Source organism: Bacillus sp. OTU530 (assembly GCF_038440375.1).
This window is the reverse complement of record NZ_JASATP010000041.1, coordinates 1-23,627: the sequence shown is the minus strand read 5'-3', so window position 1 is coordinate 23,627 and position 23,627 is coordinate 1. Positions and strand designations below refer to the sequence as shown.

Below are 23,627 nucleotides of genomic sequence, written 5' to 3'. Positions count from 1 at the left end.
CTTTTATTCTAGTAAGCAACTATATTAAACAAGAACACCATTCGTTCTCATCTTATTAACAATATGCATTGCATTCTCATAAAACGCTTCAGAAACGGTTGGATGAGGGTGAATCATTTTTGTTACTTCTTCGACAGTCCCTTCCAGGTACATAAAGGCAGAGGCTTCTGAGATCATCTCTGTCACATGCGGTCCAACCATTGTTACACCAATAATTTCACCATATTTTTCCTCGTAAACAACTTTTACAAAGCCATTTGTTTCTCCAAGAGCTAGTGCTTTTCCATTTCCAACATGATCAAAGCGTTCCGTACGTACAGATAGCCCTTTCTTTTTTGCCTCTTCTTCTGTCATACCAACACTCGCAACTTCAGGCAATGTATAAATGCAGCGAGGAACCACTTTGTATTCCATTTTTTCTTCCAGGCCTGCTGCATTAGCTGCTGCCACAACACCTTCAGCACTAGCAACATGGGCTAATTGATAACCTCCAACTACGTCGCCTACTGCATAAATGCCTGGTAGATTTGTTTCCATTTTTTCATTGACCTTAATAAAAGGACCTTCTTTTTCAATTGCTACATCTTGAACTGCAGAAAGGTTTGGCTTTCGTCCAACACTCACGATAAGTGTTTCTGTTTCAAAGGAAAGTTCTTTTCCTTTTGCATCTGTACACTTTACAACCTTCTGCTCTCCAACTTGCTGCACTTCCGTCACTTTTGTGCTCGTATGGAAGCGGATACCTTTTTTCTTCAAAAGCTTTGTTAATACTTTAGATGCATCTGCATCCTCACTTGGAATAATACGATCCGCTGCCTCAATAACAGTTACATCGGACTGCAGGCTAGCAAAGATACAAGCAAATTCCACACCAATTACGCCACCGCCAATGATCACAACTGATTTAGGTATAGCTGGAAGATCGAAAATAGTATCACTCGTATCAAACTGAGCAGAAGCTAAACCAGGAATTGGTGGTACAACCGGTGTTGATCCAGTTGCTACAATAATGCGATCCGCCTGGATTCTTGTTGTCTCTCCTGCTTTTGTTTCTACTCTAATCACTTTTCCTTCTTCAAGGATGCCAAAGCCTTGATGCAAGTCAATTTTCCCTTGACTTAACAAATAAGCAATGCCGCCACGTAACTTCTGAATTACATCGTCTTTGCGCTTCTTCATTTTATCCAGTGAAAAGGAAAGCTCCCCTGATTCAATTCCCCAAGCTCTAGCCTCTTCAATTGACTCAATTACTTCAGCATGTTTTAATAATGTTTTAGAAGGGATACATCCTCTGTTCAAACATGTACCGCCTAAAAAATCTGCCTCAACTAAGGCTACTTTTTTCCCAAGTTCCGCAGCATGCAAAGCTGCTACGTAACCTCCGGGACCCCCGCCTATTACTACGATATCATATCTTGCCGCAGCAGAATTAACTACAACTGCCTCCGAAATACTTTCAACCGTTCCTGCTGCTACTGCCACTTCTTCTTGTGCTGAATCAGTAGTTTCTCCAGCCAACCCTGGTGGTTCTGCAGGCACTTGTTCATTTTCTTGACCAATATAACCAACCACATGGTTAACAGGAACTTGGGCATCCTGATCAAAATATTTCTTTAATAAGATACCATCATCGTATGCTTCAACTTCGATGTTGATTTTATCCGTCATAATTTCGAACAATGGTTCTCCGATTTCAACAGTATCCCCTTCTTCCTTAAACCACTGAAGAAGAGTACCAACCTCCATCGTACTACTTAGTTTCGGCATAAAAATCTCTTTTGCCATGATTCTTCCCCCTTATTTAAAACGAAGCGTTTCTCTTATCGCTTCAACAATATCAGGAACTTGAGGAATAACAGCCTTCTCTAGCGTTGGGTTATCAGGAGTTGGCATTGCTAGTCCACCTAATCGTTTAATAGGTGCATCTAAATAATCGAGCGCTTCACTCTCAGCGATTATACGATTTTATTATATTCTCACCTTTTATACTAATAGCTCAAACGGATTTTCCAGAACGCGTTTTAACTCTGTTAAGAACTCTGCAGCTGGTGCTCCATCAACAACACGGTGGTCAAATGATAAGCTAACTGCCATCATTGGACGGACTTCAATAGATCCCTTTACAACAACTGGTTTATCTACCATTCTTCCTACACCTAAAATTGCAATTTCAGGTTGATTAATAATTGGAGTAAATGTGTCGATAGCATACATACCTAGGTTACTAATTGTAAATGTAGATCCTTTTAATTGATCAGGTAATAATTTTTGCTCTCTTGCTCGTTTACCAATATCTTTTGCTTCTGTCGTTAAATCTGCTAATCCTTTTTGCGTTACATCTTTGATAACCGGAACCATTAAACCATCCGGCACGGCAACTGCTAAACCGATATGAACGTCATCATTATAAATAATTTCATCGTTTACAAATGACGCGTTGAGAGCTGGGAATCGTGACAATACCGTTCCTACTGCTTTGATGATAACTTCCGTATAGGATAAACGGAATCCCGTTTGCTTTTCAATAATAGGCAATAACTGCGTACGTAACTCTTTCACCTTTGTCATGTCGATGTCGCTTGTTAAAGTCACATGTGGTGCTGTAAAGGCACTTTGAGACATACGGTCAGAAATAACTTTTCGCATACCTGCAATTTTTCTTCGCTTCTCTGGAGAAGCTGCTTTTCCTTGTTTCTCTGAAGAAGTCGAAGTTGCTGCCGCTTTCTTATCTTTTCCTTGAACAGCTGCAGTTACATCCTGCTTCAGAACTTTGCCGTTTAGACCGCTACCCGTAAGTGTCGATACATCAACCTGTTCTTGTTTTGCGATTTTGCTTGCAAGTGGTGTAATTTTTGCTGTAGCTACACCCGGGGCAACATGCATTTTGACATCTTTCAGATGAATTCTTCCATTCGGGCCACTCCCTGGAATCGTTGCTAATTCCATCTGTTTCACTTTTGCTTCTCTTCTTGCCGCAGGAGTAGCGCGCGGCTTTTCACCAGAATGAACTACAACTGCCTCCGGAGCACTTTCAACCGTTGCTGCCGTTGCTGCTGCCACTTCTTCTTGTGCTGAATCGGCAGTTTCTCCAGCCACCCCTGGTGGTTCTGCAGGCACTTGTTCATTTGCTTCGCCAATATAACCAACAACATGGTTAACAGGAACCTGGGCATCCTGATCAAAATATTTCTTTAATAAAATACCGTCATCGTATGCTTCAACTTCAATGTTAATTTTATCAGTCATAATTTCAAACAATGGTTCCCCGATTTCAACAGTATCTCTTTCTTCCTTAAACCACTGAAGAAGGGTACCAACCTCCATCGTACTACTTAGCTTTGGCATAAAAATCTCTTTTGCCATGATTCTTCCCCCTTATTTAAAACGAACCGTTTCTCTTACCGCTTCAATAATATCAGGAACTTGAGGAATAACAGCCTTCTCTAGCGTTGGGTTATAAGGAATTGGCACTGCTAATCCGCCTAATCGTTTAATAGGGGCATCTAAATAGTCAAATGCTTCACTTTCAGCAATCATACTAGCAATTTCACCGCCAAAACCACCACGCTTAACTGCTTCATGTACTACAATAAGACGACCTGTTTTCTTTACTGACTCTATAATTGTTTCTTCATCTAATGGAACTAGCGTACGAGGGTCAACGATTTCTACATCGATGCCTTCCTTCTCAAGCTCTGCTGCCGCTTCCAGTGCTTTATGCACCATGATAGCTGTAGCAACAATGGTAACGTCTTTACCTTTTCGCTTAATGTCTGCTTTTCCTAATGGGATGGAGTACTGTTCTTCTGGTACCTCACCCTCTGTTTTGTATAGCAATTTATGCTCATAAAAAATAACCGGATTATCATCGTCCATAGCTGCTTTCAATAGACCTTTCGCATCATAAGCAGTTGATGGTTGCACTACCTTTAAACCAGGAATATGAGCCATCCAAGCTTCTAAACTTTGAGTGTGCTGTGCAGCTGCTCCTGTACCAGATCCCGCTGGTGTTCTTACTACCATTGGAACCTTACCTTTACCACCGAACATATAACGTGTTTTAGCCGCTTGGTTTACCAATTGATCCATCGCGATTGTTATAAAATCGGAGAACTGTAGCTCTAGGATTGGTCTCATACCAGTAAGGGCTGCTCCAACAGCTCCCCCTGCAATAGCTGCTTCAGAAATAGGTGTGTTACGAACTCGCTCAGGACCAAATTCCTCAATCATTCCGCGTGTTACACCAAATGCACCGCCGTATACTCCAATATCTTCTCCTAGAATAAATACGTCTTCGTTTTGACGCATCTCTTGACTCATCGCTTCTCTAACTGCTTCTAAATACGTAATCGTTCTCATTTTAATCCCTCCCAAGTTTAGGCATATACATCTTCTAATAGACTTGATAGTGGTGGTTCTGGGCTATTTTCAGCGAATTTTACTGCATCTTCAATTGCTTGCTTCGCTTCTTGCTGCAACTTCTTTGCATCCTCTTCTGTTAAAATATTTGCTTCGATTAGTACTTCCTTAAATCTTTTAATACCATCTTTTTGTTTCCATTCTGCCTCTTCTTCACGTGTACGATATTTCTTCGCATCACTTTTTGAATGACCTTTCCAACGGTATGTTTTCATCTCGATTAAAGCTGGACCGTTTCCTTGTCGAGCATTCTCAACTGCCTCGTGTACTGTATTCATGATTTCAATCATATCGTTTCCGTCTACTACCTTGCCAGGCATACCGTAAGCGATTGCACGATCTGCAATATTTTGAACTCGAGTCATATCCTTTACAGGGCCAGACATTCCATACTGATTATTCTCACAAATGAACACAACCGGTAAATCCCAAATAGCGGCTAAGTTTAAAGCTTCATGAAAACTACCTTCATTAGAAGCTCCATCTCCAAAGAAACATAATACTACATATCCTTGATTTTTCATCTTAGACGTTAACGCAGCGCCTACAGCAAGCGGGATTCCTCCCCCTACAATTCCGTTAGCCCCAAGATTCCCTTTTTCGACATCCGCAATGTGCATGGAGCCGCCTTTTCCTTTACAATAGCCTGTTACTTTACCAAATAGCTCAGCCATCATTTTGTTTACGTCACCTTCTTTGGAAATACAGTGACCATGACCACGGTGAGTACTTAGAATTTTATCGATTGGTTGAAGAACTGCAATAGATCCAGCTGCTGATGCTTCTTGCCCTACACAAAGGTGAGTAGTTCCATGAATCATCCCTTTAGCAAAAAATTGGTCTACCTTTTCATCAAAATACCGAATAAGCCACATTTCTTTATAAAGACTTACCAGTTTCTCCTCTTTTATATGAGAAGGTAATTGTAGTGTATTCAACATATTTGCTCCCCCTTTTAACATTTGTAACTGTCAGTTACCTTTGTGAAAATCATAAAATCATTTTTGCAATTAGTCAAGAGGTAAAAATATTTCATGAATTTTTTCTTTTATTAGGTTCTTATCTTGGAAATAGCAAACGTAGCTCTTATCGAATTAGAATAATGAGCGATATTATCAGAGAAACCATCCCTTAAGAACCATCGATACTTCATATTTATCCTACTTTTTCTGGATTACTATATCGATGAGATAAGGTAAACGCTTCCGTTTAATCCCTCATGTTTCAATAACATCGTAACTATCCTTCATAAAATAAATCCTACTTGTATTCCACTATACAAAAAGGCTTATAGACTAGGTTCAGGATTAGAAAACAGATCCCCCAATCTACAAGTCGATGTCTGCTAGACAGACTTACACTCTTTATTTTCTTTCTTACAGCTCGAGCAGCAATGTCCATCAAGCACTATTACCTTTTCATCTTCAAATTTTCCGATTGTTCCTCTGCAAACTTGACATATAATTGTGCCCATTTCCATTCCTCCCCCTAATGTTATTAATACCTTTTGACCAACAAATATCATGTTTCGAAATCGTTTTCTTATCATTTGTAACTTATAGTTACTTTTGTTAAAATCATAGAATTATTTTTAGCTTTAGTCAAGGTATAAAATATTTTTTAAAATTTTTAGCACTTAAATAAATCCTTTTACCATAGAAGGTTAAGTGAAAACTTACTGACTACTTATTTATGAATTACACATAATTAAAGCTAAGGCATCCTTTAAAGAAAACTCACCGATTGGCGAGCCTTCAGGCGAAGACAGAGGTGTAGTTGCACTTACACTGTATTCCTAAAATTTCCGACTACGTCGAATTCACTTCTAGCCGAAAATTTATACTTTCGTACAGTGTAAAAACCACCTGGCTACAATTCGTACTTAGTACTATTGTTTTAATTCTTAGGAATATAACCTTATCTAAGAAACTACCTCCATGAACTAAAGGTATAGATTTAAAAAACTTATTTACAATCTTTTCACATAGATTTTTATTGACAATTCATTACATTCCCGATTTAATTTAATTAACATATGTTCACATCAATAAAAAATGTTAATGACTATTTTTCTGAAAATTAAAATGAATTGAGTTGAGATTATGAAACCAGAAATGATTTTTTTTGATATAGATGGTACACTCCTTGATCACAATAAACAGTTACCATCTTCAGCTAAACAGGCAATTCAGACACTAAAAGAGAATGGACACGAGGTGGCAATTGCAACAGGACGTGCTCCTTATCTCTTTAAGGAGCTAAGAGAAGAGTTAGAAATTGATTCTTTTATTAGCTTTAATGGACAGTATGTAGTGTTACGCGGGGAGGTTATTTATAAAAACCCTCTAAATAGAAAATCGCTGCATGCTTTAAAGAATTTCGCATCCCAATACAATCATCCTCTTGTCTATATGGGAAGCGATACAATGAAAGCAAATATCGTGTATCATCCGCATATTGAAAAAAGTATTACAACATTAGGTTTTGAGCATCCGGAGCGTGATCCTTACTACTTCATAGATAGAGAAATTTATCAGGCTCTTCTGTTTTGTACAGATGAACATGAAGCAGCATATGGAGAGAATTTTCATGATTTGAACTTCATCCGTTGGCATCAGTTTTCAATGGATGTACTTCCCTTCGGTGGATCTAAGGCTCAAGGTATCGCAAGATTTATTGAAAAGTTAGGTTATACAAAGGAACAAGTCTATGCGTTTGGAGATAATTTAAACGATATTGAAATGCTCCAATTTGTTGGAAATAGTGTGGCGATGGGAAATGCCCCTGATTTAGTAAAGAAAATTGCAAAATATGTTACAAAAGATGTTGATGATAACGGGCTTGTTCATGGATTAGAACTAGTAGGACTATTAAAGTAAAACTGTCATGTTACTTAGAGTTTCCAACATAAATGCAACAGAAACGAAAATAATTATGGAAAATTATAGAAATAAAAAAATTGATGTAGGGATAAAAGCCAAGCAATAAAAGTCTGGTTTTTACTCCCTCCATTATGAGCGACTCTATACTGCTTCAATCATTTATTCATGTTTTAACAAGTTTCGAAATTTAGTCAAAAGGCCACAAAAGATTGCAAACGTTTACTTTAATTAGTTTTTAAACTCATGTTGAAACACATATTATTTAGCATTGATCATATTGGAGGAAGTATTATGTTTTTAAGAAGTCTAATAAAAAATGAATTGGTTACCATTAACTATTATAAAGAAGGTAAACTATATAAATGTAAAGGGCATGTTCAAGGACTTAATTTAGCAGAACAAACCCTTTCTTTAAAAGATCAACAGGAGAAAATTTTATCTATACGTTTATCTAAAATCATGAAAATTTCTTGAATAGCTACAAATTGAAAGTACTTTTTTATAAAAGCGCACACCTTTCTTTTAAAAAGTAAGTATGACCAAACAATCACAAAAAGAGGTATTGTATGAAACAAGTAGAAAAGCTTGGAGAACGTTTGTTTTTAATTGATGATTTTGATTTGAAGCTCGAAGAACGCACAGGTACGTATATTTTACTTGATGAGCAAATCACGATTATCGAAACGTGCGCAAGTCCTTCTCTTCCTTATATTTTACAGGGTTTGAAAGAATTAGATATCAAGCCAGATCAAGTTGCTTATATCATTGTCACCCATGTTCATCTTGATCATGCGGGAGCGGCTGGACTACTTATGGAGCAGTGCAAACACGCAAAGTTGATCGTCCATCCACGAGGTGCCCGTCATATGATTGATCCTGCTAAGCTAATCAAGGGAGCGCAGGCTGTATACGGAAATCAATTTGATGAGTTATTTCACCCAATTGTTCCCATCCCAGAAGAACGTGTAATTTCTGTTCAAGATGGTTATACCCTTCACATCAGTGCTGATCGGACACTAACTTTTTACGACACACCAGGACATGCGAAACACCATATAAGCATTCATGACTCTCTTACGAATGGTATGTTTACAGGCGATACAATCGGTGTATACTACCGTGATTTACAGCAATATAATGTGGGATTTTATCTTCCCACAACTTCTCCTTCTCAGTTCGATCCAGGTGAAATGCTGCATTCTATGTACCGTATACGACAGTTAAATCCCGATTTTATCTATTTCGGACACTACGGTAAATCTGCTAATCCGCAGGAAGTGTACGAACACGTGGAAACATGGCTGCCAGTTTTTCTTTCTGCAGCACAAGATGTGTTTTCAAGTGAAACAGACACCGCGATCATGGCGTCCGTAGTTTCTAATAGATTATTTACTACAGTTCGAGCATATTTAACAGAGCGCGGCGTTCCAGAAGATGCGAAAGCATACAAGGCTCTGCAGATTGATATGGACATTTGTGCAATGGGTCTTGTTGATTACCTACAGAGGCAAGATAAGTAGCACAAAATATGCAAATGATTGTAAAAACATTAACTTAATTTGTTAAAATTAAATCAGGTCGGAATTCAGAGTAGATGTAGGGAGGACAGTAATATGAAAAGTTCCGAAATGGAGGCCCAATTATATTGTATACACTGTAACAATAACACCCCGCACGTTATTACTTATATTAACGAAAAAATGAAGCATATCGAATGTGAAGAATGCCACAATACAATAGAATTTAAAGTTGACATTATGAAAGAACTTTATAAGGAAGTGTACGATCGAATCTCAACAAAGCCATCACGAATTACAGAAGAGTATAAACAAGGTTTAGATGAATTTTTAGCAAAAATTCCTATTCGTGTTATTAGCAAACCCTATCGGCTTATTCGTTATTTAAACCAGTCATATAAAATTATTAAACAGTATAAAAAGTAAGGATTTGGTAAAGAAAACTTAAAAATTGATACCATGCGGTGCCTTTAACATAAAGAAAAGGATTCCTATTTTTCTCTATAGTTAAAGACACCGAGAATATAAAACAGCAACCCATTCGAGCTTCAATTTAAAGTCCAAATGTATATATTTAATTTTTTATGATATTAGCTTACTCCTCATCCTATTTGAGGTTTAAAAAATGGAAGTAATCCCTTGGTCGGATGACAGTTCACATATTTGTTTTGTAGCCCCAGTTTAATACTCAAAGGCTCACCCCGTAAAACCAGATTAGGAAGTTTTGAATAATCCTTTAGCTAATTCCTTATAATGATAGGAGTTTTTGGGCGCTTGTTCAATATGTCTTAAAGAAAGCATCACATCAACTGTGTTTTTTATCAAGAAACCTTCCTGATTTCAAGTCTATCTCGTTACAATCTCTCATAACTAAACAACCTGTTTCTTTTGGATTATCTCTCAAATAGCCATTCCATTTATCAGTAAAATCTTGAATACCCCTACCGAGAATTTTTTCTCCTTTAGCAAACAAGTACTAAAGCCAAATCTTTCCCTCAAAAATAAAGATTTTCAGCATATCATACATTAATACCAATATATTTTCCTTTTATTTCCTGAATGATAAGCACAGTCACCCTGATGATATACCAAGGAAGTTGCACAAGGGTAGAATTCAAAAGTTCATCTATGCCGTAGAGTCCTCCTCAATGAGCAAGTCTACATTGTAACTGAAAATATCTTCTCATTACGAGAGTGCCCAATCCACCATTGTCAAACGGGCTAAAGGTCTTCTGACACATCGGCCGCTTTATCTCTCTTTTACGAATAAAAAACCCAATTAAGGTAAAATGTATGAACAAATCGATGTACGAGCAGCTACTGATAGGAAGCATCTTTACCATAGGGGGAGAGTTATGATTAGGTTTCGGAGGCGAAGACAGACTACATTGTTACGTAAAAACAGGATACAGGAATTAGAAGATTCCAATATATTACCTTCAAATATAAATGTAGGTACTGACCTTACAGAAAATGAAAAACTATTTAGAGATATTTTTCACCATTGTTCTGATGTCGTTTTTCGCCCGATTCAAATTCATGAACAAGCACACCTCCTGTTAATTTATGTCGATGGTTTAATTGATTCGAAAATACTAGATGAAGTTGTTTTAAAACCAATAATGTTTCAAGGGATGCCCCAGGGATTAGGGGATATTACCCAACTTGGACAAATGGTTAAAGATCAACTGATTGCGATTGCGCAAACAACCATGGTTTCTACAGTGAAGGAAGCGGTTCAAGGGATCGTAAGCGGCAACATTGCTATCTTGGCTAAAAGTCAAAATAATGTTTTACTTGCGGACCTAAAAGGCTGGGCCGCAAGAAGCATTGAGGAACCAAGTTCAGAGCCAGCGATTCGTGGACCAAGGGAAGGCTTTACGGAAGTACTTCGTACAAACACAAGTCTGTTGCGGAGAAAAATAAAAAGTCCACGTTTGAAAATGGAACCTCTGCGCATCGGTGAGATCACTCAAACAGACGTTGTTATTACTTATATTGAAGGAATTGTGAATGAATCTGTTCTTGATGAGGTGCGTAAAAGAGTAAAGCGTATTCAGATTGATGGTGTTCTAGAATCTGGTTATATTGAAGAATTTATTGAAGATGCGCCGTTTTCCCCCTTTCCTACCATTCAAAACACAGAACGGCCCGATGTTGTGGCTGCAAATCTGCTTGAAGGGAAAGTGGCTATCCTTACCGATGGAACTCCTTTCGTTCTTCTAGTCCCTTTTACCTTTTATGCAGGCTTGCAAGCGGCTGAGGATTACTATGAACGATTTATGTATATGACGATGATTCGATGGATTCGTTTTCTTCTCTTTAATGCGGCATTGTTCTTGCCTTCTCTCTATGTAGCTATTACAGTATTTCATCCAGAGATGATGCCTCAAAGTTTACTTATAAGTTTTGCTGCTGCTCGTGAAACAAGTCCGTTTCCAACAGCAGTCGAAGCCTTTTTGATGGAAATTACCTTTGAAGCTCTCCGAGAGGCGGGTGTTCGTCTACCAAAGCCGGTAGGCTCAGCGGTAAGTATCGTGGGGGCCTTGGTTATCGGACAAGCCGCGGTCAGTGCAGGAATCGTCTCAGCTTCAGTCGTCATTGTCGTATCAGGAACAGGTATTGCCTCGTTTGCAATTCCACGCTATAACTTAGGATTAGCTTATCGCCTTCTTCGTTTTCCTTTGCTAATTTTAGCAGGAACTTTAGGGCTATTCGGGGTCGCTATGGGTTTTTTGACAATTTTATTGCATCTGACTAGCCTTCGCTCATTTGGTGTTCCATATCTCAGTCCGCTGAAGCCACATGTTGGGAGAGGAGTGAAAGATACACTTTGGCGAGCACCCCGTTGGATGTTGCAAGTTCTCCCTAGGTTGATAGCTGGAAAAGATATCGTACGAGTTCCAAAAGGGCAAAAACCAGATCCGGAAAGATAAGGGAAGTGGTAAAAACAATGAAAAATCCCTTCATTTTTATAATTTTTTTCTTGTCTCTATTGGCTATGACTGGGTGTTGGGATGGTAAAGAGTTAAATGAGCAGGCTATTGTTCTTGGGTTGAGCTGGGATGTGAAAAAAAATGGATCCTATCAAGTGAGTGGCCAGTTTCTTATCCCCTCTAAGATATCTACAGGGGAAAAGGGAGGTGGCGGAGGTGAGGGTAGTACTTTCATAGCAACAGCGGATGGAAAAAGTGTCTATGAAGCAAGACAAAATCTGCAAAACAAGCTCTCTCGGCACATATTTAAAAATCAGCGGCAGTCTATCTATATTGGGGAGCGTCTTGCGAAACGCGGTATAAAGGATATCTTAGATATGATTATACGGGACCCAGAAGCTGGGATACGAACAGATATCTCTGTTGTAAAAGGGAAACAAGGTGCAGATGTATTGAAAATGTCCTATCCTCTTGAATCTAGCTCCTCTCAGGCATCGCTAAAAATACACAAGCAACTTGGTACAGAAGCGAATGCTACTTTTTTGAACTTGGTAGTGACGAGTACGAATGTTTCAAATAGTTCCAGCGTACCAGCATGGACACTGGATTCCTCTTCTCCGAAAGGAAACCAAGAACTATCTCAGAGCACCATAAAATTTGCAGGGAGTGCTATTTTTAACGAAAATTTAAAATTAGTTGGATTCTTAAACCCTGAGGAAGCAAAAGACCAAATGTGGATAACAAAAAAACTATCCTACCGAGACAGAACAGTATTTATTCCACAAGGGGACGGCGAGGTTGGCTTAGAAATAAGGAACCTGCAAAGTAACATTCAGCCGACCATACAGGGGAATAAGGTAAAAGTACATATTACACTAACCGGTGATGGGGAAGTAAAACAGAACCACACAACATTTGACCTCACACAATCAACTAAGGTAAACATAGTAGAAAAGGATGTAGAGGAACAATTTGAAAGAAGTGTTCTTCGCTTGGTTAAAAAGTTACAAAAAAAATACAAGGCAGACATTTTCGGGTTTGGAAGTGCAATTTATCGCAAATATCCAGCTCATTGGAAACAGATAAAAAGTGAATGGAAACAGGAATTTACTAAAGTAGACGTTTCAGTCGATGTTAACATAGCAATTCGCTTCATTGGATTGACAGGAGCATCCAAAAGTACAAGCGTGGGAGAAATCGGAACAGAAAAGTAGCACTCACCTTGTATAGTATCTACACTAAAAAACATCCTTTAAGATGAAAGTACAGGTATTTTGTACGTATCCATTATAAAGGACGTTTTTTCTTTTTTAAGTACTGCTCTTTTTTCTTTTTTCTAACCTCTGTCGAATCCATGCTATAAGCAATAGGATACCTGGTAAAATGAGAAATAACGGTACCCATACATAAGGAGCGTTAATCTTTAGAGAAAGATAGAATATGTGCTCGGAGACATTTTTTGAAACTGTCATACCTATACACAGGACAATAACAACCGCAGGCAAGATGAGCACACGATAATCCTGTAGGCGTAATAACTGTTGAATTGCTTTTATGGCTGCGAATATTTTGATATACGTTTTAAAAAATGCCGTTGTTGTAAAGTAGATTACACCAAAAGGGCTTAAGTTATTGATGAAAGTACCTACATTTACAACTCCAAGCAAGGAGTACAGCGGATAAATACTGCTTTTGAATAGGTCTTCATCAAAAATCGTAATGGCTAATACTAATGAGAGTGAAAGAATCATGCCAGAGAATAGAGCTGCTAAAATGGTAACCTTCATAATCCTTTCAGGGTTCTTTGTATGCGTCCAAATCATCGCGAATGCGATTGTTTCCCCATATGTTTGTGTTATTCCGTTTGGGTATACAACCTTCCAAATTGAACTCCATCCATGCTCTAATACAGGCAATAGATAGTCTAGATGCATCACTTTTGAACTAAAAAGTAATATGACTTCAATTGAGAACAATACTAAAATTAGAGTAAACAAAGTTTCTCCCATTCGTCCAAGGCTCTCGATGCCTAGGAATAAAGCATACGTGATGATAAGCATGAAGAGCCCATTAAATACTAAGGGAGGGGTATTCGGTAAAAGTGTGGTCGGGACTAAATCTCTTAGGTCACCTATAATTCGTCCTGCGTCATATATGAATGAAAGTGGATATAACAATGAAAGTGGTATTCCTATCCAACGTCCGAGTTGTGCCGGGAACCATTCGATAAGTGTTAATCCGGGATTCATACGCATTAATGCGATATACATCATAACAACTACAGTTCCTAAAAGGCTTGAACATAGGGCAGCAACCCACGCATCCCGACCAGCAGCTGACCCGAAACCATATATGATGGTAGTTCCTAGTTGATATAAAAATGTCATAGTAAACAATTGATAATCAGTAATTCTTTCCATTAAACCTCACCCTTTAGGTTTTGGGCTAATTTATTATAAATAAGATGATATACACAAAATCTACTTACAATATCATCGCCTTATTTTTTCCTGTTTCCTATTAGATATTCCCTCGGGTGTGTTAACTATTCAGAAGAAAATCATAAGAAGTACAAAAAGAACACCTTTCTTGTAGAATGTAAGTACAGCCAAACAATCACAAGAAGGGGTGTCATTATTGCGGATTCTCATTTCATGATAATGAATAGTGAAACTTCATTTCAACAATTCCCTCATAAAGTCTAATTTCAGTTTTGCATTATCTTTACTGATAATATCTACTCCTGTATCAGTGTTTCTTTTAACTTGTTCTCCCTTTATAACCTTTAATGCGGTTTCAACGCTTATATATCCTATATCATAAGGATTCTGTGCTACTGCATCAGTTAGCACTCCATCCTTTATTAACTCAAGCATTTCATTAATTCCATCTGCTCCTATGACTGGCATTTTAAGCCCATGCTCCTCAATGACTGCTAAAGCTTCCAGTGCACGTAAGTCAGTTGTGGTATACACACCTTTTACATTAGGATGTTTCTGCAAAATCGTTGTCATTAGTTGTTTAATGGATGAAGATTGATCTTGCTCTGTCACGACTTTGATCCCTGCAGCTTCTAAACTAAGTGTAGCTCCTTTCATCCGTTCACTGAGAATTGGGTGTGTTAAGTCTTCAGCAAGGAAGGGAATGGCTACTTCATCCCCAGGCTGCAGCTGTGAAGCTAGTAATTCTCCTGCCTTTTTTCCTAAATCAAAGTTATTAGTGCCAATATAAGCCGTTTTATGTTCCAAAGGAATATCTGCATCTATTAATAATACAGGAATCTTATTTTTAACAAACTTCTTTAAGATAGCCGTGACAGCAGGTGATCCATTAGGGGCTACTACTAATACATCTGGATGTTCATTAAGAATATTTTCTAGTGTATACACTAATGCATCTTTTTTTGATTTGCCGCTAGGTATGACAACCTTACCCTTTATATCAAACTCTTGAAATCCTTTTTCTGCCCCTGCCCGAACAATATTCCAATACTGTAAGTTTTTCTCTTGTAAAACAACAACCACTCTAGGTCTATTGTCTTTTCTAAGGAACTTGGTTATAGTTCCTGCTACAGTGGCTAGAAAGACTGATATAACTAATAGGACCATCCATTTTTTTTTCATCATTTATCTCCTTCCTAGGAGGGGCGTGCTTTTATCAATTACAATTTTTCATTATCTCCTCTTAAAACAGCATTAAACCAAACGGAAGTTTTTCATATTGATTCAATATTTCTATTAATGAGAATGTCATTTCTACTCTCTATAACATAAGGGGCTGAAATAGGATAGAACGGGAATCGTTTATTCTAGTGCTCCCTTTTATCGTATAAAGCAAGAAGCCTTCCATTAGGAAGACTCCTGCAATATATTTAGTCTTTAAAGTTTTAGTTAGTAAGATTTAAGATTGTCCTTTTTTCAATACAATGTTATTTAGATAGTTGCTCCATCAAGTCAGCCCTTCTTGCTTCAAAACCTGGTTTACCAAGTAAGGCAAACATATTCTGCTTGTACGCTTCAACACCTGGTTGATCAAACGGATTGACTCCCAACAAGAGTCCACTGATTGCACAAGCCTTTTCAAAGAAGTAAACCATTTCACCAAATGCGAATTCATTTAATTCGTCTAGTTCTACAACCATATTTGGCACTCCACCATCTACGTGCGCCAACACCGTGCCTTGGAAGGCTTTTTTATTGACCTCATCCATTGTTTTTCCTACTAGAAAGTTTAAACCATCAGTATCAGCTGGATCTTCTTGGATTGTTATTTCAATTTTAGGCTTCTTAACCTGTAATACTGTCTCAATTAAATTACGTTGCCCCTCCTGCACATACTGCCCCATGGAGTGCAAATCCGTTGTAAAATCAACTGAAGCAGGAAATAGTCCCTTTTGATCTTTTCCTTCACTCTCCCCAAATAATTGCTTCCACCACTCAGATACGTAATGAAGGGAAGGTTCATAGTTTACGAACAGCTCAATAGACTTTCCTTTAGAATAAAGTGCATTTCTCACAGCCGCATACTGATAACTTTCGTTTGTGAAAAGGTCAGAATTATTGTATTTACGAGCGGCAGTAGCGGCTCCCTCCATCATTTGATCAATATCAAGCCCAGCTGCAGCAATTGGAAGAAGTCCTACGGCAGTTAAAATAGAATATCTTCCACCTACATCATCAGGTATAACAAAGGTTTCATATCCTTCCTCATCTGCAAGTTTTTTTAATGCCCCTTTTTCTTTGTCAGTAGTAGCATAAATACGTTTTCTAGCTTCTTCCTTCCCATATTTTTTCTCCAAATAGTCGCGGAAGATCCGGAAAGCAATAGCAGGTTCTGTTGTAGTGCCAGACTTGGAAATAACATTGATAGAGATGTCCTTTCCTTCTAAAAGCTCTAGTAAGTGGGATATATAAGTAGAACTAATGTTTTGACCCGCAAAATACACTTGAGTTGTGTTGTTCATTTGATTATGGAATGTATGAGATAATGCTTCAATTGCTGCCCGTGCGCCTAAATAAGATCCCCCAATTCCAATAACAATTAAAGCATCAGAATTGTTGCGAATTCTTTCAGCAGCCTGTTTAATTCTTGAGAATTCATCTTTATCATAGTTAGTCGGTAAATCCACCCAGCCAAGGTACTTGGATAATCTTCCTTTTTCCTCATGAAGCATATTGTGAGCTACCGTTACAAATTCATGTAAACCCTCTAACTCCTTTTGTTGCATAAATGGTAATGTATTTGAGTAATCAAAAGAAATCGTCACTTTGTCTTTCTCCTTTATGTCGGATTATATTCTTCCTACTTAGTTTCTAAAATGTTCCTTTTATATTTGTGCTTGAAGCTCATTTGTTTCCTTTTTTTGTTTATTTTTAATGGTAGCTTGAGCGGCTGCAAGACGTGCAAGCGGGACTCGGTATGGCGAGCAGCTTACATAATCCAATCCTGCATCATAACAGAATTGAATCGAGCTTTTTTCTCCGCCATGCTCTCCGCAAATTCCCGTTTTTAATCCTGGCTTTGTTTGTCTGCCAAGTTTTACACCCATTTCCACTAGTTTTCCTACTCCTTCTTGATCAAGGATGGCAAATGGATTTTCCGGAAGAACTTTACTTTCAATATAACTTTGAAGGAATTTACCCTCTGCGTCATCACGACTATATCCAAAAGTAGTTTGTGTTAAATCATTTGTTCCGAATGAGAAAAAGTCCGCTTCTTGTGCAATTTGGTCAGCTGTTAATGCTGCTCGAGGAATTTCAATCATAGTACCAATGGAGTAATCGTATTGCTGCCCAGTTTCCTCCGTAACTTGCAAACTAGCTTTCATTACCAATTCACGCATTTCTTTTAACTCATTTACATGACCAACCAAAGGAATCATAATCTCTGGCTTTACATCTATTCCTTTTTCTTTCACATTTGCAATTGCATAAAAGATGGCTTTTGCCTGCATCACATAAATTTCAGGGTGAATCATTCCTAATCGGCAGCCTCGGTGGCCTAGCATTGGATTAAATTCATGCAACTGACGAACTTTTCTTAACAGCTGTTCTTTTTCCCTTAGTTCATTGGAATTTGAATCCGACATTTGAAGTTTTGTTACTTCAACAAGCAGTTCTTCCTTATCCGGTAAAAACTCGTGCAGAGGAGGATCCAGTAGACGAATCGTTACAGGGTTTCCTTGCATCGCTTCAAAGATTCCTTCAAAATCTCCTTGTTGCATTGGCAGCAACTTTTTGAGTGCAGCTTCTCGTTCCCCATACGTTTCAGCAAGTATCATCTCCTGAACAATAGGAATTCGAGTTGCATCCATAAACATATGCTCTGTACGGCATAATCCAATTCCGCCTGCCCCAAACTCTAGTGCTTTTTTAGCGTCCTCTGGATTATCAGCATTTGCTCTTACACCGATCTTTCTCTCTTCATCAGCCCAAGTAAGCAACAGCTGAAACTCATCCGAAAGCTGTGGCTCGATCATTGGAATCTCACCTAACATGATTTCACCTGTTGAACCGTCAACCGTAATCATATCGCCTTGATTTACAACAACCATGTCTCCTGCTTTAAACTGCTTTGTTTTTAAATCAATTTTTAATAATTCACAGCCACAGATACAAGCTTTTCCCATGCCCCTTGCTACAACTGCCGCATGGCTTGTCATCCCGCCACGGCTAGTGACAGTTGCTTGAGCTGCAACCATTCCATGGATATCATCAGGTGTAGTTTCTGGGCGAACAAGGATAACCTGTTTTCCTTCTTTCGCTAATAGTTCTGCTTCATCTGCATCAAATACCACTTGGCCTGTTGCTGCTCCGGGAGATGCCGGCAGGCCTTTAGCTAATGGTTTCCGTTCATATGAATCATCGATTCGACGATGAAGCAGCTGATTAAGCTGATCTGGGTCTACACGAAGGAGTGCTTCTTTCTTACTAATAACTTGTTCTTCTACTAATTCAACTGCAATTCTAATTGCTGCTTGAGCTGTTCTTTTACCAGCGCGAGTTTGAAGGATAAAGAGTTTACCACGTTCCACAGTGAACTCAATGTCCTGCATATCACGATAATGCCCTTCAAGAAGCTGACAAGTCTCAACAAACTGCTCGTATACTTCCGGCATTTCATTCTGTAGGGCAGAGATTGGTTGGGGAGTGCGAATGCCTGCCACAACATCCTCTCCTTGAGCGTTGATTAAATATTCACCATACAGCTTACGTTCTCCGGAGGATGGGTTACGTGTAAAGGCAACTCCAGTACCGGAATCGTTCCCCATATTTCCAAAGACCATGCTTTGAATGTTCACTGCTGTACCAAGATGCCCTGGAATTTTTTGCAGACGGCGGTATACAATCGCACGTTGATTATTCCACGAATCAAATACAGCATGAACAGAAAGGAATAGCTGCTCTTTTGGATTCTGGGGGAAATCCTTCCTAGCATGCTTTTTTACAATATCTTTATATCCTTTAATAACTTCTTGCCAATCACCTGCAGTCATTTCAGGATCTGAAGAATATCCCTTTTGTTCTCTTATTTCTTCTAAAAATTGCTCGAAATAAAAACCATCTATACCCAGTACAACATCACTAAACATTTGAATAAACCTGCGGTAAGAGTCATAGGCAAAACGCGGATTGTTTGTAAGCTTGGCCATCCCCTTCACAGTTTCATCATTCATTCCAAGGTTTAAAACTGTATCCATCATTCCTGGCATCGAAAATACAGCACCGGATCGTACAGAAACAAGCAGAGGATTTGCTGGGTCTCCAAACTTTTTACTTGTTTTTTCTTCAAGTCTATGAAGAGCATCTAATACTTGAAACTCTATCTCTGTAGAAATAGATTTCTCCGTATCATAATAGGAATTACAAGCTTCTGTTGAAATGGTAAAACCATAAGGGACAGGCAGGCCAATTCGCGTCATTTCTGCCAAATTAGCTCCCTTCCCCCCTAAAAGCTCCTTCATTTCACTCTTTCCCTCGTCGAACATATATACGAATTTACTCATAAAACCCCCACTTTCCTCTTTTTCAACATTGCTAATATTAAATCAGCCGTCTCTTCCACTGCTTTATTGGAAACATCAATGACCGGACAACCTAAGCGTTTCATAATCTTCTCAGCATAGTCTAGTTCTTCAAGAATCCTATCTAAATTTGCATAACTTGCTTGAGCGGTTAACCCTAAACTTTTCAAACGCTCCCTACGTATTTCATTCAGTTTGTCTGGTGATATCACTAAGCCGACACATGTATTTCTTCCAATTTCAAAAAGTTCAGCAGGAGGTGCCACTTCTGGTACCAAAGGTATATTTGCCACATTCAGTCCTTTATGGGCCAAATATACTGAAAGTGGTGTCTTTGATGTTCTGGAAATTCCGATTAATACAATATCTGCACGTTTTAACCCTTGAGGTTCCCGTCCATCATCGTATTTTACTGCGAATTCAATTGCTTTCACTCTTCGAAAATAGTTAGCATCTAATTTCCTCATTAATCCAGGCTCACACTTGGGGTCCTCTTTAAATTTTTGAACAAATGCTTCCATAAGCGGATTTATTAAATCAATTACAACGATTCCTTCTTCTCGTGCCCTTTGGTCAAGATATTTCTTTAAAAACGGAATTACGATTGTATAGACAATAATAGAGCTACTTTGCTTTGAGAGAGCAATAACATTCTCAATATCTTCGATCTGCTGTACGTAGGAATAATGTTGGATTTCAACATGGTCCCCATTAAATTGAGCTGCAACTGCCTTTACAATTAACTCAGCTGTTTCTCCAACTGAGTCCGAAACTACATAAACAATTTCCTTCTGATTCAAGTTTGTTCTACCTTTCTACAAGTACAAACTATTAATATATTTGTTCTGAATTAAAAAAGAAGAGCCAACCTATTTACAAGTATGGCTCTATCTAAAATTTTTAAGAATTTATCACACACTAACACTCATTTTTATAATTTAAGGAATTTTATTTTAGTCAAACCTAGTTTTTAGGAGCTTTTTCCCAATCAGCAATGAATTTTGCAATGCCTTGATCCGTTAGTGGGTGCTTAGAAATTTGCTCAATGACTGCATACGGAATCGTTGCAATATGGGCACCTGCCATTGCTACACGAGTAACATGATCTGGATGGCGAACAGACGCTGCAATGATTTGCGTATCAAAATTATGAACACGGAATAGCTCTGCTACTTTTGCTACTAATTGTACGCCATCCTCAGAAATGTCATCCAAGCGGCCTAAGAACGGAGATACATACGTTGCACCTGCACGAGCTGCCAATAACGCTTGGTTCACTGTAAAGATAAGGGTAACGTTTGTTTTAACACCTTTATCTGCAAGATAACGGCAAGCCTCTAAACCCGCTAACGTCATAGGAAGTTTAATTGTAACCTTCTCATCCCCGCCGTTAATTTTGATAAGCTCTTCAGCTTGCGCAATCATTTCATCGGCTGTAATTGCATCTGGAGTTACTTCAGCTGAAACAGACTCTACACGTGGCACAGCTTGGCAGATTTCTGCAATGCGATCTTCGAATTTAACTCCTTCTTTAGCAACTAAAGAAGGATTTGTTGTAACGCCAGCTAAAACACCGATGCTATATGCCTTTTTAATATCTTCAAGATTTGCAGTATCTATAAAAAATTTCATGATAAATTGCCTCCATTTTTTGTGAGAAATAGCAGATCCAAATGATTTAACTAGAAAAGTAGTAAGCAATCCTGCACTTAAACTAGTACATCTTTCTGTTCTAGAAAGGTGGCTTTTATAAATCTCTCTACTTCCTCAGCCGTTTCCATATTTAAAATTTGTTCAACTCTTTCCTTTATTTCTGCTTTTGATAATCGAAGAATATTGCTTCTTGCCTGTAAAATGGAAGTAGCACTCATACTAAATTCATCCAAGCCAAGTCCGAGTAAAATTGGTATTGCTACTTCATCTCCTGCCATTTCTCCACACATACCTGCCCATTTCCCTTCTTTGTGAGCAGCATCAATGACATTTTTTATCAAGCGAAGAATAGCCGGATTATATGGCTGGTAAAGATAAGAAACACGTTCATTCATACGGTCAGCTGCTAATGTGTACTGAATTAAATCATTTGTTCCAATTGAGAAGAAATCGACTTCTTTGGCAAAAAGATCTGCTATAACTGCAGAAGATGGAATTTCTACCATCATCCCGACTTCAATGTTACTAGAAACAGCAACACCTTCAGTCTGAAGTCTCTCTTTTTCTTCTATTAGAATAGCCTTTGCTTGTCGAAACTCAGCCAGAGTTGCAATCATCGGGAACATGATTTTTAAATTTCCATATACACTAGCACGTAATAGAGCACGAAGCTGTGTACGGAACATATCTTGCATTTCTAAGCATAGGCGGATAGCACGGAATCCTAAGAATGGATTCATTTCCTTTGGAAGGTCTAAGTATGGGAGTTCCTTGTCACCGCCAATATCAAGTGTACGAACAACAACTGACTTTCCTTCCATACGTTCCAATACTGTTTTGTATGCATCGAATTGTTCTTCTTCAGTTGGAAGTGTATCACGTCCCATGTATAAAAATTCAGTACGGTATAACCCTACACCTTCACCGCCGTTTTCGAGTACACCTTTCATATCATCAGGAGACCCAATGTTGGCTGCCAATTCTACGTGATAGCCATCAGCCGATACTGTTTTTTCATTGACAAGCTTGGCCCACTCCGCTTTTTGCGCTTCGTAAGCAGTTTTTTTAGCTTCATATTGCTTCACGACATCTTCTGTTGGATTAACAATAATTTGTCCATCCAAACCATCTACAATGACTAACGCACCATTTTCAATGTCGGCCATAACTGTTTTAGTTCCAACAACTGCTGGGATTTCCAGTGAACGAGCCATAATCGCTGAATGCGAAGTGCGACCGCCGATATCTGTTGTAAAACCTTTTACATATTGACGATTTAATTGAGCAGTGTCAGAAGGAGTTAAGTCTTCTGCAATAATTACTACCTCTTCTGAAATCGTACTTGGATTGACGATGGTTACTCCTAAGAGGTGAGCAAGTACACGCTTTGTCACATCGCGGATATCAGCCGCGCGTTCCTTCATATATTCATTTTCCATGGCCTCAAACATTGAAACGAACATTGTTGCAACTTCGTTTAAAGCGAATTCAGCATTTACTTGTTCAGATGTAATCTTACCTTTAATCGGATTAATAAGTTCCGGATCATTTAATACAAGGAGATGAGCAGCAAAAATGTCTGCTTTATCTTCCCCAAGGTCCCTGCGAGCATTCTCCTTGATGACTTCCAACTCTGCTTCAGACTTTGTAACCGCCTCTTCAAAGCGTAATACTTCTGCTTCTGTATCCGTCACTGATTTCCTTTCCACTGTAAGCTCAGGATTCTCCAAACGGAACGCCTTAGCAATGGAAATCCCCGGAGAAGCTGCAATTCCTTTAATTGTTGTAGACATTATTTTAATAACCCCTTACTTTTATACTTTTGGCTTACATCCCATCTTCTGCTCTTCTAAAATATATTTCAGGTCAATCTGGTTCCCTTATTTAGCAAGGCCTTCTTGTTGCATTACTTCGTCAAGTTTTTCAATTACTTGTAATGCATCATCACCTTTTGCAATCACCTTCACAATGGCTCCAGTTGGAATCCCCAGTGACATAACTCCCATAATTGATTTTAAGTTTACTTGTTTCTCTTTGTACTCAAGAGTCACTTCAGATGTAAATGGCGTAACCGCCTTGACTAATGCTGTTGAAGGGCGAGCATGAATTCCTGCCTCGTCGATTATTGTGTAACTTTTTTCAACCATCTTAGATTCCTCCATTATCTTTTTTAGGTTTGTATACTTTTACAATAGCT

General features: G+C 38.5%; 19 protein-coding genes and 2 pseudogenes. 6 read left to right on the top strand and 15 right to left on the bottom strand.

Features of this window, described 5'->3' with window-relative positions; translation table 11 throughout:
- Positions 1–24 precede the first annotated feature (24 nt).
- The 7 genes and pseudogenes from lpdA to AAHB12_RS23105 form a co-directional block, all read right to left on the bottom strand.
- A complete protein-coding gene (gene lpdA, locus AAHB12_RS23135; protein WP_342047391.1) occupies positions 25–1,452 on the bottom strand; it encodes a dihydrolipoyl dehydrogenase in 1,428 nt (475 codons plus the stop codon).
- A 123-nt stretch (positions 1,453–1,575) separates the two neighbouring features.
- A pseudogene (locus AAHB12_RS23130) lies at positions 1,576–1,767 on the bottom strand (biotin/lipoyl-containing protein); the annotation flags it as partial.
- Between the two features lie 30 nt (positions 1,768–1,797).
- Positions 1,798–1,959 (bottom strand): annotated as a pseudogene (locus AAHB12_RS23125) (alpha-ketoacid dehydrogenase subunit beta); the annotation flags it as partial.
- Between the two features lie 24 nt (positions 1,960–1,983).
- Entirely contained in the window at positions 1,984–3,363 is a 1,380-nt protein-coding gene (locus tag AAHB12_RS23120) for a dihydrolipoamide acetyltransferase family protein (protein WP_342047363.1), read from the bottom strand.
- 12 nt (positions 3,364–3,375) lie between these two features.
- Positions 3,376–4,359, bottom strand: a complete 984-nt coding sequence (locus AAHB12_RS23115) for an alpha-ketoacid dehydrogenase subunit beta (protein WP_342047361.1) — start codon at positions 4,357–4,359, stop codon at positions 3,376–3,378.
- A gap of 17 nt (positions 4,360–4,376) precedes the next feature.
- Positions 4,377–5,360, bottom strand: coding sequence for a pyruvate dehydrogenase (acetyl-transferring) E1 component subunit alpha (gene pdhA / locus AAHB12_RS23110; protein ID WP_129730762.1), 984 nt, complete (start codon positions 5,358–5,360; stop codon positions 4,377–4,379).
- Between the two features lie 404 nt (positions 5,361–5,764).
- Positions 5,765–5,893, bottom strand: coding sequence for a GapA-binding peptide SR1P (locus tag AAHB12_RS23105; RefSeq protein WP_342047360.1), 129 nt, complete (start codon positions 5,891–5,893; stop codon positions 5,765–5,767).
- A 628-nt stretch (positions 5,894–6,521) separates the two neighbouring features.
- On the opposite strand from AAHB12_RS23105, the gene AAHB12_RS23100 reads away from it, so the two are divergent.
- The 6 genes from AAHB12_RS23100 (at position 6,522) to AAHB12_RS23075 (ending at position 12,968) form a co-directional block, all read left to right on the top strand.
- Entirely contained in the window at positions 6,522–7,298 is a 777-nt protein-coding gene (locus AAHB12_RS23100; RefSeq protein ID WP_342047359.1) for a Cof-type HAD-IIB family hydrolase, read from the top strand.
- A 294-nt stretch (positions 7,299–7,592) separates the two neighbouring features.
- On the top strand, positions 7,593–7,775 hold the full coding sequence (locus AAHB12_RS23095) for a YolD-like family protein (protein ID WP_342047358.1): 183 nt from the start codon (positions 7,593–7,595) through the stop codon (positions 7,773–7,775).
- A gap of 92 nt (positions 7,776–7,867) precedes the next feature.
- Complete coding sequence (locus tag AAHB12_RS23090) at positions 7,868–8,821, top strand: MBL fold metallo-hydrolase (RefSeq protein ID WP_342047357.1); 954 nt, start codon at positions 7,868–7,870, stop codon at positions 8,819–8,821.
- A gap of 93 nt (positions 8,822–8,914) precedes the next feature.
- Positions 8,915–9,244 (top strand): bh protein, encoded by a 330-nt coding sequence (locus AAHB12_RS23085; protein ID WP_342047355.1) that lies wholly within the window; start codon positions 8,915–8,917, stop codon positions 9,242–9,244.
- Between the two features lie 929 nt (positions 9,245–10,173).
- Entirely contained in the window at positions 10,174–11,754 is a 1,581-nt protein-coding gene (locus AAHB12_RS23080) for a spore germination protein (protein WP_342047354.1), read from the top strand.
- A 17-nt stretch (positions 11,755–11,771) separates the two neighbouring features.
- Positions 11,772–12,968: a Ger(x)C family spore germination protein gene (locus AAHB12_RS23075; protein ID WP_342047352.1), complete on the top strand. Its 1,197-nt coding sequence runs from the start codon at positions 11,772–11,774 to the stop codon at positions 12,966–12,968.
- Between the two features lie 96 nt (positions 12,969–13,064).
- On the opposite strand, the gene AAHB12_RS23070 is transcribed toward AAHB12_RS23075, so the two are convergent.
- The 8 genes from AAHB12_RS23070 to AAHB12_RS23035 form a co-directional block, all read right to left on the bottom strand.
- Positions 13,065–14,174: a GerAB/ArcD/ProY family transporter gene (locus AAHB12_RS23070; protein WP_342047350.1), complete on the bottom strand. Its 1,110-nt coding sequence runs from the start codon at positions 14,172–14,174 to the stop codon at positions 13,065–13,067.
- A 255-nt stretch (positions 14,175–14,429) separates the two neighbouring features.
- The gene (locus AAHB12_RS23065; protein ID WP_342047348.1) at positions 14,430–15,380 is read right to left on the bottom strand and encodes a sugar ABC transporter substrate-binding protein; all 951 of its coding nucleotides are present in this window, start codon (positions 15,378–15,380) and stop codon (positions 14,430–14,432) included.
- A 302-nt stretch (positions 15,381–15,682) separates the two neighbouring features.
- Positions 15,683–17,020, bottom strand: a complete 1,338-nt coding sequence (locus AAHB12_RS23060) for a glucose-6-phosphate isomerase (RefSeq protein ID WP_342047347.1) — start codon at positions 17,018–17,020, stop codon at positions 15,683–15,685.
- Between the two features lie 60 nt (positions 17,021–17,080).
- Positions 17,081–19,759: a pyruvate, phosphate dikinase gene (ppdK, locus tag AAHB12_RS23055; protein WP_342047345.1), complete on the bottom strand. Its 2,679-nt coding sequence runs from the start codon at positions 19,757–19,759 to the stop codon at positions 17,081–17,083.
- Positions 19,756–20,577 (bottom strand): pyruvate, water dikinase regulatory protein, encoded by an 822-nt coding sequence (locus tag AAHB12_RS23050; RefSeq protein WP_342047343.1) that lies wholly within the window; start codon positions 20,575–20,577, stop codon positions 19,756–19,758. The genes ppdK and AAHB12_RS23050 overlap by 4 nt, the downstream gene beginning before the upstream one ends.
- 163 nt (positions 20,578–20,740) lie before the next feature.
- Positions 20,741–21,409 carry a fructose-6-phosphate aldolase gene (gene fsa / locus AAHB12_RS23045; RefSeq protein ID WP_342047340.1) on the bottom strand — a complete coding sequence of 223 codons (669 nt, stop codon included), beginning with the start codon at positions 21,407–21,409 and terminating at the stop codon, positions 20,741–20,743.
- Positions 21,410–21,486: 77 nt separating this feature from the next.
- Positions 21,487–23,223 (bottom strand): phosphoenolpyruvate--protein phosphotransferase, encoded by a 1,737-nt coding sequence (gene ptsP / locus AAHB12_RS23040; protein WP_342047339.1) that lies wholly within the window; start codon positions 23,221–23,223, stop codon positions 21,487–21,489.
- Between the two features lie 87 nt (positions 23,224–23,310).
- Entirely contained in the window at positions 23,311–23,577 is a 267-nt protein-coding gene (locus AAHB12_RS23035) for a phosphocarrier protein HPr (RefSeq protein WP_129730791.1), read from the bottom strand.
- Positions 23,578–23,627: the final 50 nt, after the last annotated feature.